Raw genomic sequence first — 14,221 nt, 5'->3', positions numbered from 1 at the left:
ACTAAGATGTTAGGTAAACCTATTCGACCAACGTTATCGCTACCGATCTTGACGGTCGCGCTATGCTGCGCGTATAGCTCGGCGGCAGCGTTGGAACTCGACCCCAAAGCCATCAACATCAAACTGCCCGAGCAGATTAATTGGGTGGCAAACCCCAGCGGCTCGGAGAGCGCGGTATTAGTAGGCGATCCCAACAAGCCCGGCCTGTATGTGGTGCTGAACAAGTGGAAGGCTCATCACAATAGCAAGCCGCATTCGCACCCGAACGACCGCTTCATAACCGTGATTTCAGGAACTTGGTGGGTAGGCACCGGCACGGATTATGATCCGGCGCATTTGCAAGCGGTGCCGGCGGGTAGCTTCGTTACCCACTACGGCAACGAAATCCATTATGACGGTGCCAAAGACGAAGACACGATTCTGCAGATTGTCGGCATCGGCCCGGCGACGTCTACCCCGGCCCCTGCAAAATAGCAGGCAGCTCGCCATCGGCGAGCTTGCTGAGATTACTCTTCGCTTTCTTCGTAGGCGACGGCCAATTTTCTTTGACCATTGGCCAACATGCCATACAGCCCTAGTTTGTGCCGCAGGACATTGCGGCTAATATCCAGCAAGCGCGCAGTTTGCACCTGGTTTTCTTCGCAAAACTCGAACGCCGTACGAATCACGGTTTCTTCGATAATATCGAATAACTTAGGCGGCGCTTGTTCGCACAAACGTAGTAGCGAACTCTCCAGCGACGAAGTGGAAACTGTCGGTCCGGTCTGCGAAGCTCGCACACCGGATAACTTAAAGTCCTCCGGACGCAAGCGATTGCCGGGGCAGACCAACAATGCTCTATGCACGGCATTTTCCAGCTCACGAATATTGCCGGGCCAATCGTAATTTAACAAGGCCAACTCGGTGGATGGCGATAATTTAATTTCGCCGTAGCCCAGGCGGTCGCCGTAGACCTTCAGAAAGTGCCTGGCCAAAGGCAAAATGTCGCCCGGCCGTTCCCGCAACGGTGCCAAGTGAATCGCAGCCACATTAAAACGGTAATACAGATCGGCGCGAAAATGCGACGCCGCCACCGCTTCTTCCAAATTAACATTGGTAGCGGCGATGACTCTGACATCCACCGGCGACGGCGTGCGCGAGCCCACCTTGACCACTTCCCTTTCCTGTAGAACCCGCAATAATTTCGCTTGCAAGCCCAGCGGTAAATCACCGACTTCGTCGAGAAACAAACTGCCTTTATTGGCGGTTTCGAACCAACCTTCTTTGGTATTTAAAGCGCCGGTGAAAGCACCTTTTTCGTGGCCGAATAATTCGCTTTCGATCAGGTTTTCACTGAGTGCCGCGCAATTCAGAGCCCCGAACGGTCCTTTGGCGCGCTTACTCAGTGCATGCACATGCCTGGCGACCAATTCCTTGCCGGTGCCGGTCTCGCCGATGATCAACACTGTCGCATCGCTAGGCGCGATTCGCTCGATGTGCTCCAACAGTTTTCGTGAAACCGGATCCTCGAACACCATCGCCGTGGCCCGCACCGTGTGCGACAGCTGTCGTAATTGCAATTCGTCAAATGCCAATAATGTCATACGGTTTCCCCTTTACTGCGAGCAACGATGCCGCCACTCAAAAATTGTTCCATGAAAACTCTTTTCCTGAGATGTCAAAAATAGTGATTCGTCAGCGGCAGCGCAAATTAACTGCCGATACGCCAACGCCAAACAAAAATCAGCCTTACCCGTGCCCAAAGTCAGCCCACACACCGGCGCCAGCGCCGACCACAGACCAAAAAAAAGCCAGCAGTCCTTTGGGGACACACTGGCTTCCGGCGATCCGGTCAGCAGAAGTGGATGTTATGGAGACAAAATGCTCGGAAAATAACAGCGAGATACCAGGCTCTAAGCATGGTTCATGCCACTTCGTGTTTTCAGCACATCATAAAGGATTACAGGTTTTTGTGAAACCCAAATGTTGCCACAGCAACATAATCTGCTGATTTAGTGTTGATATTTCACCATATTTTCATAGGCCTGCATTTTACTGGCCGGGCATGGCGTTTTTTCGCGCCAATCCAATTAGCTCGGGCTTTTTCAACAAGCCCGGTCAGCCGAAATCACTGCTTAAACATGCCCACTATGTTGCGGCCTGTTCGTATACCAGCAGCATTTGCTGGCGTCATGCTTGTAAATCAGCATTTTTTTGGTTGCTTGCCGTTGCCCCGCCTGCTTCTATGATCGGTAACTAAAACCAGTGTTGTTGATATGCCTGGAACACAGCGGCACTTAGGCTTATTCCAGTGCTCACTCGGCAGATTGGCCCTTATCTTGCTGAAGACCGCCTTGAAAAGACTAAGTCAAACTCATTAAGCGACTTAATCTAACATCCGCAACTTTCAACTTTGGAGCAAAACATGGGCTTGAGCATTCCCCACCTATTAGTAGTTTTAGCGATTGTGGTCTTGGTGTTCGGCACCAAGCGCTTGAAGAATGTCGGCGCCGATTTGGGCGATGCTATCAAGGGATTTCGTACAGCGGTAAAAGAAAGTGAAGAAACCGAAGAGGCCAAAGCGATCACCCAACTCTATCAGGAAGAATTATCCGACGAGTTGATAGGTAAAGCTGAGCGCACCAAGGCTTGATACGCCGGGTTGCTGTTCTCAGGCTAAACGTGCTTAGACCAGCGCCCTGCTGCCAGAGCAGCAGCTTTTGATCCCCGCCTGTTTGCATACCAACAGCTTGGAACATTTTCCGGAAAAAATTATGTTGCTGGTTCTCACCTAAGCCCAAGCGCCTGCAGGACACTATGCTTGTAAAAACCGATGGAGATTGCTTGGTATAGCACTTGCTTGGGACAAGCACTAAATTGCCTTTGCCGGATAAACGCTAGCTTTAAAACCGGCCAGACCTCGCTAACCAATCGGATCTCCCGAAAAATCCATGTGGATCGTTAATATTGCTTTACGCCGCCCCTATACCTTTATCGTGGCGGCGCTGTTGATTCTATTGTCTACACCCTATGTGTTACGGAAAATGCCCACCGACATTTTCCCGACCATCGATATTCCGGTGGTAGCGATGCTTTGGCAATACAACGGCATGACCGCCAAAGAAATTGCCGACCGCCTGACCACCAGCGTCGAACGCTCTATGGCACTGATCGACGGCATCGAACACAGCGAATCCTTGTCTTACGGCGGGGCGGCTGTGGTTAAAGTATTTTTCCATCCGGGCACCGACATCCGCACTGCCATCGCCCAGGTGATGTCCAGCAGCAACTCGGTTTACCGCTCGTTACCCACCAACGTGGCACCGCCGCAAGTCATTCAATATTCGGCGGCCGATCTGCCGTTGGTGCAGTTGGGCATTTCCAGTAGCGTCGTCCCGGAAACCGATGTCAACGATCTGGTGAATAATATCGCCAGAACCGCATTGCAATCCAAACCCGGCGTGGCGATGACGAATCCGTTCGGCGCGAAAAGCCGGCAAATTACGCTGGATGTCGACGCCCCGGCCCTGTTGGCGCGCGGCCTGTCGCCTGCCGATTTAAACGATACCCTGGCCGCGCAAAACCTGATCCTGCCCACCGGCACGGTAAAAATCGGCAGTAACGAATACGACGTCAGCCTGAACGGCGCAGTGGCGGCGATACCCCGGCTCGCCGACCTGCCGGTCCGCACCGTGAACGGTGTGACAACGCTCGTTCGCGACGTGGCAACGGTGCGCGACGGCGCGGCCCCAGTGACCACCATCGCCCGGCAAAACGGCGAACGCGGCATCCTGACCTCCATTTTTAAGGTTGGTCGTACCTCGACGCTGGAAGTGGTTGAGCACGTCCGGCAAACCATTCCGAAAATGCTCGACCTGATGCCGGATGGCATCAATATGCGGCTAATGTTCGACCAATCCCTATTCGTGAAAGCGGCAATCGGCAATGTGTTGCACGAAGCGCTGATCGCCGCCGGCTTGACTGCGGCGATGATCCTGCTGTTTCTGGGCAATTGGCGCACCACCTGCATCATCGCGGTATCGATACCGCTGTCCATCATGGTTTCGTTGATCGCATTATATTTAGTCGGCGAGACTATCAATCTGATGACGATGGGCGGCCTGGCCTTGGCGGTGGGGATTCTGGTGGACGATGCCACCGTGGAAATCGAAAACATCGAGCGGCAAATGCTGCTGGGCAAGAACCCGCATCAAGCCATCTTGGACGGCGCGGCGGAAATCGCGATGCCGGCGCTGGTCTCGACGTTGTGCATCTGCATCGTGTTCGTACCGATGTTTTTCCTGTCCGGCGTGGCGCGCAGCCTATTCGTACCGATGGCGGAAGCGGTGGTATTCGCAATGCTGGCTTCCTACATTCTCTCGCGTACCTTGGTGCCGACGCTGGTGATGTATGTGATGTCCGGCCATCACGGCCATACCGATGCGCCGCCGACCAACGCGCTGGCGAGAGGCTTTCAACGCCTGCATCACGCCTTCGAGCGCGGCTTCGAACAGTTTCGCGGCCATTATTTGATCCTGGCCAGCCATTTGCTGAAACACCGTTTGCGCTATAGCTCGGCAATTCTAGGCTTTTGCCTGGCATCGCTGGGTTTGGTGCCGCTATTGGGAGAAGATTTGTTTCCGGCCGTGGACGCCGGGCAGATTCGCCTGCATGTCCGGGCGCCTTCCGGCACCCGCATCGAGGAAATGCCGCAACACATCGATGCGGTGGAAAAAGTCATTCGCGGCATTATTCCCGCCGAAGAAATCGCCGATCTGCTCGACATCATCGGCGGCCCCTACAGCACTCGCAACACCTTATTCGGCAATTCCGGCACCGTGGAAACCGCCGATACCGAAATCATGATTTCACTGCGTCCCGGCGATCATGCGCCCAGTGCCGACTATATCAAACGCCTCCGCGCAGAACTGCCAGGACAATTTCCCGGCCTGGAATTTTTCTTCCAGCCCGCGGATCAGGTCAGCCAGACCTTGAATTTCGGCGTGCCGGCGCCTATCGACATCCAATTCATCGGCGGTAAACCGGACGAGGTGATGCCGCAGGTCATCGCCTTGCAAAATCGATTGCGGCAAATTCCCGGCATCGTCGATGCACATATTTACCAGCGTATGAATCGGCCGGCATTGGATTTGGAAATGAATCGCCAACAATTGCAGCAACTGGGCTTATCGGCCCGCGATCTGGCGCAAAACCTGTTATTGACTCTGAGCGGCAGCATGCAAACCGCGCCGTCGTTCTGGCTGAATCCGGCTAACGGCAACTCGGTGAATATCGGCGTGATGGGTAATCCGCTGGACTTGGATAATCTGGATGCCTTGATGCGCACGCCGGTAGGCGGTGGTAACGGCCAGCCGCAATTGCTGGGCAATTTAGTCAAACTGAAACGCACCGTGTTACCCGTCGCAGTGACGCATTACAACGCCAATAACGTGTTCGATATTTACGCCAGCGTCGAAGGCCGCGATTTGGGTTCGGTGAGCAGAGAAATCGAAACGCTGGTTGCCGACAGCCGCAGCCATTTGCCGCGCGGCGTCGATTTGAGCGTGCGCGGCCAGATCGAAACTCTGAAAAGTTCGTTTACCGGTTTGGGAGCCGGCTTGGCCGTAGCAATTGTGATGCTGTACCTGTTGCTGGTAGTCAATTTTCAATCCTGGTTGGACCCGCTGATTATCGTCAGCGCCCTGCCCGCCGCACTGGCAGGCATCGCCTGGACCTTGTTTTTGACCGGCACCACCTTGAGCATTCCGGCCTTGACCGGTAGCATCATGGCCATGGGCGTGGTTACCGCCAATAGCATTTTATTGGTGTCGTTTGCCCGCACCCGTCTGGCAGAAGGTGTACCGCCGGTGACGGCAGCGTTGGAAGCGGCGGCTACCCGGCTGAGACCGGTGCTGATGACCGCGTTTGCGATGATCGTCGGCATGTTGCCGATGGCCATAGGCTGGGGCGAAGGCGCCGAACAAAACGCGCCGTTGGGCCGCGCGGTGATCGGCGGCCTGGCCTTTGCCACCGTGTCCACTTTACTGTTCGTGCCGCTAGTGTTTGCCGGCACCCACCGCTGGCTGGCGCACCGCCTTTCGCATCGTACAAGCTTTGTAACTCCCTAAAATCATATGAATAGCATCCCTTCTTCTACCTTTGCGCGACCGTCCACCGACCATACGCACCGCACCCTGCTGGTAGTAAAACGGCTGGGTCTGGGGCTATTGTTATTGCTCCTGCTGGCCGGCGCCTGGCGCCTGGCACAGAATCTCCAGCAAGCGGAAACCTTGCAGGCGCAAACGGCGGCCAGCCAACAGCGCAGCGTCATCGCCGCGCATTCAAGGCGCGGCGAGGCGACCCGCAAGTTGGTATTGCCCGCCAGTTTGCGTGGCAACACCGAAACCCAACTGTATGCGCGCAGCAACGGCTACTTGAGCGCCTGGCACAAAACCATAGGCGATCAGGTCAAGAAAGGCGACTTGTTGGCGGTTATCGACGTGCCCGAGCTGGAACAGGAACTGGCGCAAGCGCGCGCCGCGCTGGCGCAAGTCAAAGCCAGGCTGGAGCTGACCCGCACCACCCTGCAACGCTGGACGCAATTGAACGGCAGCGACAGCGGCACGCAACAGGAGTTCGACGAAAAACGCAGCGCTTTCCTGCAAGCCGAAGCCGATTTCTCTGCCGCGCAAGCCAATGTCAAACGCCTGGAAAATATCGAAGGCTATCGGCGCATCGTCGCACCCTTTTCCGGCGTGATTACCCGGCGGGCGGTCGATGTCGGCAGCTTGATCGTGGCCGGCAGCCAGGAGTTATTCGCGTTAACCCAAACCGACCCTTTACGACTAACGGTCTGGGTACCGCAAGTCTATGCCGACGACATCAAGGCCGGCCAGGAAGTCTCAGTAAGACTCCTCGATTCGCAAAGTAAACCGGTGAGCGCCCATGTGGATCATGTAGCCGGCGCGCTGGACCCGGTCAATCGTTCCCGGCAGGTAGATATCGCCCTGCCCAACAAAGACGGAAAGTTACTGCCCGGTTCCTACGTGGAGATCTCGATCAACGTCGCCGGTAAATCCAGCCCCTTGGTGGTGCCGGCTAATGTGTTGGTGATCGATCAAGCCGGTCCGCATGTGGTAGTGGTCGATGCGGAACATCGTGTGGCGTTTCGTCCGGTAAAACTGGGCCGCGATTTTGGCCGCGAACTGGAAATTTTGGAAGGCATCTCCGCCAGCGATACCTTGGTCGCCAGCCCCTCGGATCTGTTAGTGGAAGGCGAAACCGTGGGTGTAGTGGAAGCCCAAGCAAAACCGGCGGAGAAAGCCAAGGACAAAACCCCCGGCAAATCGTGAAATATTTCAGCAATCCGGGGCAGGACGGGCCATCCGGCAGGGAAATGGCTATCATCGCCACGATGGGGAGTTTAACGCTGAGCTTGGCAATTGCATGGGCACAAATGCCACGCCTTTGTCCTCAATCTTAGGCCCCAGCGGCTGAAATCCCAGCCGAGCATAAAACGGCACGGAGGATAGCGCGGCATTCACCGTGAAGGTCTCCGACGGGCATGCGGCCAACGATAAGGTGATGGCGCGCAACGCCAATGCCGTGCCGATACCTTGGTATTGGCAGTCAGGCGCCACAAACAGATGAAAAAGATGCCGGGCATCGCGAACTGCAACCACACCGGCCAGCTTACCGTTTAGCAAACCCACCAGATAAAGGAAATTTGCATTAGCGATGTAGCTAGCAATCGCTTGCGGGCTGATGCTCGAATAAAACAACTCGGCACCGTCGCCAGTAGGGGAAATCGTACAACGGTTGGCAACGCTGCCAATCAGTTGGCTGACGCACTCGGCATCGGTCGCTAAGGCGGTACGGATGATCAACGGCGAGTTTGTCGTCATGGCTCAGTAACGGCAAGGTCCGGCAAGTTGTGATAAACCTGCTCGACGGTTTGGTGTTCGGTTAGTGCTTTAATGACCGCCGGCAAGGGTTCTGCATCGATACCGGGCAAGTCGTGTTCCAAGGGATTCACAATCGAAAACGCCAATTTCTCCAGCGGCGGGCAAAAGTCCGCGTTCACACCGGGCTTGTTGCCGCGCGCATCGATCCGGTACCAGCCGTATTGTTGCAAGTAAACCGCGTTCAAACCGTGCAAGCAATAAGGCGGCTGATCGCCGTCTAGCGTCAAGCGCTGGTAACACAGTCCGGCCGGAATGCCGTTGGCGCGCAACAGCGCCGCCAGCAAATGGCTTTTGGCGTAACAATAGCCGGTGCCGTGGATCAACACCTCGGAGGCCTTGCAGGTCACGGGGTTCAGCCGGTAGTCCCAGCTATGCTTGATCTGGTCGCGGACGAATTCGAAACAGCGTTTGGCGATGGCTTCCTCATCGGCGCAGCCCTCAGCCAATTTTGCGGCTTGGCCGACGATGGCCGGATGTTGGCTATCGATATAAACACTGCTGCCCAGGAAGGGTTTCATTTCCGGCAATAGCGTTATCGTGCGTTGGATTTTGGTTAACACGCCGGTCAGTAATGAAACGATTTCCGGCATCGCCAACAGCTCCGCTTCGCCGATGTGGGTGCTCGGCAACGGCAAGGTGATCGATGCGGCTTCGATCAGTATGGCCGACATGGTGGCCAAGGTTTCCCGGAGCGCTGCATCGGCGTGATGGGCACGCCGCGAAGCGTTCAATACCGCGACCGGCTTGTCGACAAAGCCTTCAAACGCCACCAACCAATCCAGCGTGTTTTTGATGGTGCCGGTAACACCGTGCGCATATTCCGGGCTGGCGATCAGCAAGGCGTCCGCTGCGGCCACTTCGTTGCGTAATTGCAGGGCAACGGCCGGCGGCGCGTGTTCCAAATCCGGATTGTATAAAGGCAAGTCGCCAAGCCCGGAAAACAAATAGACTTCGATAGAGGAAGGCGCCAAATGCCTCACAGTGCGCAGCACGGCGGAATTGATGGATACAGCCCGTAAGCTGCCGGATAAAGCCAGTATTTTCATGGCAAAGCGAGGTGTGGAATGTCAGGGAAAAGTAATGGCAAGCAATAATAGACCGCTTGGCACGGCTTGATAATGACGTTGATTTTCGCATGCCATACAAAGAGGCGGGGCCATTTCTAAAAATCATCGACCTGCTTGGATTACTTGCAAGCTTAGCCAAATCCAAACCGTCATAAAGCAAAACCCAAGCGTGCCCGGAATACTATTGGTTTATCGGAAAACAGCCTCAATGCATTTCGGCGTTTGCTTCCGCTCCAGGACTTAAAAAGTGAGATCCGTCATTTGCTCGCGCGTCGCGCCGCTGCCGGCTTGGCCCTTGAGCCGCGCGCACTATTCATGAATACGATAGCCCCAATGATGATCACCGACGCACTCAGGACGCGCGGCGTGAGCGGTTCGTTCGCGAACCAGTTGCCTAAAAACACCGCCACCAGCGGATTGACGTAGGCGTAGGTGGCTACCAACGGGATCGGCGCGTTTTGCAGCAACCAGGCGTAGGAGGCGAAACCGATCATTGAGCCAAACACGATCAGATACGCCAAGGCCAGCCAGGAGTTAACCGATACCTGAGCCAGGTTGAAAACACCCCATTGTTCGCTTAGCGCACTGACCAGCAACAAGGCAAAGCCGCCGGTCAGCATTTCCGCGCCGGTTGTCATCAGTGCCGTCTTCGGCAAATCCGCAGTTTTGCTGTAGATTGAACCTAAGGCCCAAAGCAAACTGGCGAGCAATAGCGCCGCCACACCGGGCAGATTTACCGGGATACCGTCTGAAAACGCCGTCGGACCGACCAGCAAGTAAATCCCCATGAAGCCAATGACCAATCCGACCAGTACACGCAGCGTCGGTCTGGTGCCGTTAGGTCTGAGTGCGTCGGCCATTACCAGAAACATCGGCACCGCGCCGATGATCAGGGCGGCGACGCCGGATGGGACGGTTTGTTCGGCCCAACAAACCAAGCCGTTGCCGCCGAGCAATAACAATATGCCGACAATGGCCGCCGAACGCCACTGCCGCAAGGTTGGCAAGGCATCGCCGACCAGACGCCGCCAAACCAGCAAAATGAAGCCGGACACCACAAAACGCAATCCACCGGACAAAAATGGCGGCAATGTTTCGACTACAAAACGGATCATCAAATAAGTTGATCCCCACACCAGATAAACGGCCAACAACGCGGCCCAGACCTTAGCTTTCATTCTTAAAACGACTGGCTTTTACCATTCGCCCTGGAGTTGTCGAGGGACGCGCCAAATCAGGCTTCGACAGGCGCAGCTCGAACGGTGTACCCATATTAAATACGGCCGGATTCATAATTTCGGCTGCTACTTGCGCCCCTGCTACACACAGGCGTAACGGCCGGGGCGAATACTTTTTGTTGCCGCTGATTGAGGTTGGTACCATGCGAAAGCCTAACGGTAGGAAAATGCTTGAAAGTTATCGAAGTGTAGACGGCTGGTCCGCTGTCAGTCGCCGTGTTTAGGCGCAGTTTATACGAAGCGGCCTACCCGTTCTGAATAGTCAAAGCCCTTCCCCAACCAAAAACGCCGTCTTATCCACTACCCGCCGCAACACAAAGCTGGTATGTACCCCGCTGACACCGGCAATGCCGGTGATGCGTTTCAGCAGCAACTCCTGGTAGGCATCTAAGTCCTTGACCACCACCTTGAGCTGGTAGTCGGCGGTTTGGCCGGTGATCAGCAGGCATTCCAGGACTTCCGGAATGCCGGCGACCGCCGCTTCGAAGGTGCTGAAACGTTCCGGCGTGTGTTGGTCCATCGAGATGTGAATCAAGGCCATCAACGTCAATCCCAAGGCTTTGGCATCCAACAAAGCCCGGTAACCAACGATCAGGCCGCCCTCCTCCAGCGCTCTAACCCGCCGCAAACACGGTGACGGCGACAGTCCGATGCGGTCGGCCAATTCCTGGTTGCTGATGCGGCCGTCGGTTTGCAGGATGTTCAAGATTTGCCGGTCGTATCGATCCAGTTCCATAAAATGCCCGCTATTCATTTAAAAAAACAATAAAATAAAATATTATCGATATTTACAGCAATATTCTATCAACATTCAGCCTTTTACATCGCATAAACGCAATCGGCTGGCGGACGATTTGGTCTACCCTATCGGCTACCATTTTGAGGAGTTAAAAGCCATGTTGACAGACCCTTCCCACAAATACCGCCCTTTCCCGCCACCGGCATTGGCTGACCGCCAATGGCCCAATCGCACGATCAGCCAAGCGCCGATCTGGATGAGCACCGACTTGCGCGACGGCAACCAAGCCTTGTTCGAGCCGATGGACGCCGAACGCAAGCTGCGTCTGTTTCGCACCTTGTGCGGCATCGGTTTCAAGGAAATCGAAGTGGCGTTTCCGTCGGCCTCGCAAACCGATTTCGATTTCGTGCGCCGTTTGATAGACGAGGCGTTGATACCCGACGACGTCACCATCGAAGTGCTCAGCCACGCCCGTGAGCCGTTGCTCCGCAGAACCGTCGAAGCCTTGCATGGCGCGCGCTCGGCCATCGTCCATATCGTCAACGCCACCTCCCAGCCTTTTCGCGAACTGGTGTTGGGCATGAGCCGAGCCGAGGTGTTGGCGATGGCCATTGATGCGGTGCGATTGGTCAAGCAATTAACCGCCGACCAGCCGCAAACCCAGTGGCGCCTGCAATACAGCCTGGAAACCTTCACCGCCACCGAGCCGGATTTCGCCGTCGAGGTGTGCGACGCGGTCAGCGCCGCCTGGGGCGCGACGCCGGATAACAAGATCATCCTCAATTTGCCGTCGTCAGTGGAAACGGCGACACCGAACGTCTACGCCGACCAGATCGAATTGATGCATCGGCATATCACCCGCCGCGACAGCGTCATCCTAAGCGTGCATCCGCACAACGACCGAGGCACTGCAGTCGCTGCGGCCGAATTGGCGTTGACGGCCGGCGCCGAGCGCGTCGAGGGTTGCTTGTTCGGCAACGGCGAACGCACCGGCAACGTGGACTTGGTGACGCTGGCCTTGAATCTGTACACCCAGGGCGTGGCGCCGGGTCTGAATTTTTCAGACATCCAGAAGGTGGTGGGCGATTTCGAGGCGTGCACCGGCTTGAGCGTGCCGCCGCGCCAACCCTATGCCGGCGAGTTGGTGTTCACCGCGTTTTCCGGCTCACACCAGGACGCCATCAAGAAAGGCTTTGCCGCCCGGCAACCCGATAGCGTCTGGAACGTGCCGTACCTGCCGTTCGATCCAGCCGACGTCGGCCGCGGTTACGACGCGGTGATCCGCATCAACAGCCAGTCCGGCAAGGGCGGCATCGCCCATTTGCTGGAAAGCCATTTCGGCGTGGTGCTGCCGCGCCGTTTGCAGATCGAGTTTTCGCGGGTGGTTCAACAGCACGCCGACCGCCACGGCGGCGAAATCGGCGCGGAAGCGTTGTGGCAATTGTTCGCGCAGACTTATCTCGATGTGGCAAAGCCGCTGCGTTACCGGTGCCATCAATTGTTCGAGCACGCCCAAGGCCAAAGCATACAGCTGCACATCGAATGGGACGGACAACCGCGCACCTTAACCGGCGTCGGTAACGGCCCGATAGCCGCCGCCGTCCAGGCTTTAAATTGCCTTGACGGCTCAGTGTCGGTGCGCAGCTACGAGGAACGCTCAATAGGCAGCGGCGGCGATGCCCAGGCCTGCGCCTTCGTCGAACTGGCGACAGCGAACGGAACCACGGCGTATGGCGTCGGCATGGACGCCAATATCGTCAGCGCATCGATCAAGGCGTTGATCAGCGCCTGCAATCGCTTGGCCGACGATATGGGCTTATGCAATTTAACAAAATTGAACACGTCCCCAGCGCCGATACCCGCAAACTCCGCATCCTAATCTGTCGTTCCAGGTCGTCAAAGCCAATTTCCTCGCGTTAGCTGCTAATCGGCGTACCCGATTACTAAACGGCCGGTTTCGAAGCGCGGCGCACTATGACGCTCCGCCCCGTAAAATATCGGAGATTTATGACGAGCCGGAATGAATTAATTTGGGCGGACAGGGATTGGGGACTGTTTTAAAAACCCAACATCGTTAGCTGTCGAACAGCTGCTTAACGTCAATTAGTCGGTTTCAAGTCGCGCTGCCTTTGCCATTAGCAGGCTGCGCGCAATACGCTGCGGTTTCAGTTCAAGTAAAACCGCTAGTCATTCGACGACCATTCGCGCCGCATGTATAGGTACATCCAGTTCCGTAATTATTGGCGATATTGAGGCATATCATCAGCGAACATGGACAGTTACTGCATTCGCGATGGTATGAATACATGGCTGAAATCGGGATAATGAAAAACCTTTTTATATCGATTCGATATTGTTATAGAATTTTAGTGAATCCGTTGAAGCGTTTTCACCCCAAGGGGAACGTTTTTGCGGATCTCTGCCGATGACGGATGTAAATCCGTCATCTCGGCATCTTTCTCATGACGCTGTCAAAGAATTCCGAACACCAAACCTTTAGGGAATGCCTGACCAACGCCGAACCGAAAAACCGCATTGGACGTTTTTTATCTGGCCATTTTGTTAATGGCATCGAGCAATTTTTACTTTATTCATCCGGGAGTTTTTGATGGAAATCCACGTTTACGATACCTATGTAAAAGCACACGACAACCACGTCATGCACTTTGATGTATTTACTGCCAGCAAAGACAGTGAGCAAGCCATTCAGTATGCCAAACAGTGGCTATCTTCAATCGGGGAAAGCGATGCGGTGGTCTCCAGCAAGGAATGTCGGTTTTGCCATACTCAACAAGCACCGGCTAATGTGATTGACACGATCAATCGCCAAGGTTACTTCATATACAAAATGGAAGGTTGTCCGGCTTGATAGCAATATTGCTGTCATGCCAAGGAATTCCAGGCCTTGCCTTGCAAGGCCTTAACGTAAGTAGGAGGAAACACCTGTTTTCCGAAAAGCATTAGTAACGACCTCACCGGCATCCTCGTCAACAGCGACACGGCTACCAACATCGAAATTACACGCGCCGAAAGGGTGATCTGACCTCAGCTAATAGGGTTGTCGTTGCCATGCGACCCCGGGAGAACGATGGCGTTCACCCAAACAAAACCAATCAGACTATCTCAAAACGATACGTCGGCCTTTTCCAGCATCTCCAACCAATCCCTGCCTAAAAACACCAGAATTAAAATCTAACTAGCTTGAACGACAATAATCTATTGTAAAATAATCGT

At 55.2% G+C, this 14,221-nt stretch carries 11 protein-coding genes; 6 read left to right on the top strand and 5 right to left on the bottom strand.

The window, feature by feature from the left end:
* Positions 1-6 precede the first annotated feature (6 nt).
* Entirely contained in the window at positions 7-474 is a 468-nt protein-coding gene (locus ACWAU0_RS16840; protein WP_445369441.1) for a cupin domain-containing protein, read from the top strand.
* Positions 475-506: 32 nt separating this feature from the next.
* Here the strand turns inward: ACWAU0_RS16840 and ACWAU0_RS16835 are convergent, their stop codons facing one another.
* Complete coding sequence (locus ACWAU0_RS16835; RefSeq protein WP_171695630.1) at positions 507-1,583, bottom strand: sigma-54 interaction domain-containing protein; 1,077 nt, start codon at positions 1,581-1,583, stop codon at positions 507-509.
* Between the two features lie 821 nt (positions 1,584-2,404).
* Between ACWAU0_RS16835 and tatA the strand changes: the two genes are divergently transcribed.
* From tatA to ACWAU0_RS16820, 3 genes are all read left to right on the top strand, one after another.
* Complete coding sequence (tatA, locus tag ACWAU0_RS16830) at positions 2,405-2,632, top strand: twin-arginine translocase TatA/TatE family subunit (protein WP_458137341.1); 228 nt, start codon at positions 2,405-2,407, stop codon at positions 2,630-2,632.
* 298 nt (positions 2,633-2,930) lie between these two features.
* Positions 2,931-6,107 carry an efflux RND transporter permease subunit gene (locus ACWAU0_RS16825; RefSeq protein ID WP_458137340.1) on the top strand — a complete coding sequence of 1,059 codons (3,177 nt, stop codon included), beginning with the start codon at positions 2,931-2,933 and terminating at the stop codon, positions 6,105-6,107.
* A 6-nt stretch (positions 6,108-6,113) separates the two neighbouring features.
* The gene (locus ACWAU0_RS16820) at positions 6,114-7,331 is read left to right on the top strand and encodes an efflux RND transporter periplasmic adaptor subunit (protein ID WP_458137339.1); all 1,218 of its coding nucleotides are present in this window, start codon (positions 6,114-6,116) and stop codon (positions 7,329-7,331) included.
* A 51-nt stretch (positions 7,332-7,382) separates the two neighbouring features.
* Here the strand turns inward: ACWAU0_RS16820 and ACWAU0_RS16815 are convergent, their stop codons facing one another.
* The 4 genes from ACWAU0_RS16815 to ACWAU0_RS16800 form a co-directional block, all read right to left on the bottom strand.
* The gene (locus tag ACWAU0_RS16815; RefSeq protein WP_458137338.1) at positions 7,383-7,883 is read right to left on the bottom strand and encodes a GNAT family N-acetyltransferase; all 501 of its coding nucleotides are present in this window, start codon (positions 7,881-7,883) and stop codon (positions 7,383-7,385) included.
* Positions 7,880-8,989: an NAD(P)H-dependent oxidoreductase gene (locus tag ACWAU0_RS16810; RefSeq protein WP_458137337.1), complete on the bottom strand. Its 1,110-nt coding sequence runs from the start codon at positions 8,987-8,989 to the stop codon at positions 7,880-7,882. The genes ACWAU0_RS16815 and ACWAU0_RS16810 overlap by 4 nt, the downstream gene beginning before the upstream one ends.
* A 278-nt stretch (positions 8,990-9,267) precedes the next feature.
* Positions 9,268-10,188, bottom strand: a complete 921-nt coding sequence (locus ACWAU0_RS16805; RefSeq protein WP_458137336.1) for an EamA family transporter — start codon at positions 10,186-10,188, stop codon at positions 9,268-9,270.
* Positions 10,189-10,510: 322 nt separating this feature from the next.
* Positions 10,511-10,984: an Lrp/AsnC family transcriptional regulator gene (locus ACWAU0_RS16800; protein ID WP_319960727.1), complete on the bottom strand. Its 474-nt coding sequence runs from the start codon at positions 10,982-10,984 to the stop codon at positions 10,511-10,513.
* A gap of 160 nt (positions 10,985-11,144) precedes the next feature.
* Here ACWAU0_RS16800 and leuA point away from each other — a divergent pair, with 160 nt between their 5' ends.
* Both leuA and ACWAU0_RS16790 read left to right on the top strand, forming a co-directional pair.
* Positions 11,145-12,866: a 2-isopropylmalate synthase gene (leuA, locus tag ACWAU0_RS16795; RefSeq protein WP_458137335.1), complete on the top strand. Its 1,722-nt coding sequence runs from the start codon at positions 11,145-11,147 to the stop codon at positions 12,864-12,866.
* Positions 12,867-13,595: 729 nt separating this feature from the next.
* Complete coding sequence (locus ACWAU0_RS16790; RefSeq protein ID WP_033156411.1) at positions 13,596-13,856, top strand: DUF2024 family protein; 261 nt, start codon at positions 13,596-13,598, stop codon at positions 13,854-13,856.
* Positions 13,857-14,221: the final 365 nt, after the last annotated feature.

This window comes from Methylomonas sp. Uni0009, assembly GCF_054188105.3.
Note: the sequence above shows the minus strand (reverse complement) of the source record. Positions and strands in the feature narration are given on the sequence as shown.

Bases quoted from the DNA above. Each gene is read 5' to 3' on its own strand.
- ACWAU0_RS16790 (WP_033156411.1), top strand. From the start codon at position 13,596: ATGGAAATCCACGTTTACGATACCTATGTAAAAGCACACGACAACCAC.
- ACWAU0_RS16825 (WP_458137340.1), top strand. From the start codon at position 2,931: ATGTGGATCGTTAATATTGCTTTACGCCGCCCCTATACCTTTATCGTG.
- ACWAU0_RS16835 (WP_171695630.1), bottom strand. From the start codon at position 1,583: ATGACATTATTGGCATTTGACGAATTGCAATTACGACAGCTGTCGCAC.
- leuA (WP_458137335.1), top strand. From the start codon at position 11,145: ATGTTGACAGACCCTTCCCACAAATACCGCCCTTTCCCGCCACCGGCA.
- ACWAU0_RS16840 (WP_445369441.1), top strand. From the start codon at position 7: ATGTTAGGTAAACCTATTCGACCAACGTTATCGCTACCGATCTTGACG.
- ACWAU0_RS16820 (WP_458137339.1), top strand. From the start codon at position 6,114: ATGAATAGCATCCCTTCTTCTACCTTTGCGCGACCGTCCACCGACCAT.
- ACWAU0_RS16800 (WP_319960727.1), bottom strand. From the start codon at position 10,984: ATGGAACTGGATCGATACGACCGGCAAATCTTGAACATCCTGCAAACC.
- tatA (WP_458137341.1), top strand. From the start codon at position 2,405: ATGGGCTTGAGCATTCCCCACCTATTAGTAGTTTTAGCGATTGTGGTC.
- ACWAU0_RS16805 (WP_458137336.1), bottom strand. From the start codon at position 10,188: ATGAAAGCTAAGGTCTGGGCCGCGTTGTTGGCCGTTTATCTGGTGTGG.
- ACWAU0_RS16810 (WP_458137337.1), bottom strand. From the start codon at position 8,989: ATGAAAATACTGGCTTTATCCGGCAGCTTACGGGCTGTATCCATCAAT.
- ACWAU0_RS16815 (WP_458137338.1), bottom strand. From the start codon at position 7,883: ATGACGACAAACTCGCCGTTGATCATCCGTACCGCCTTAGCGACCGAT.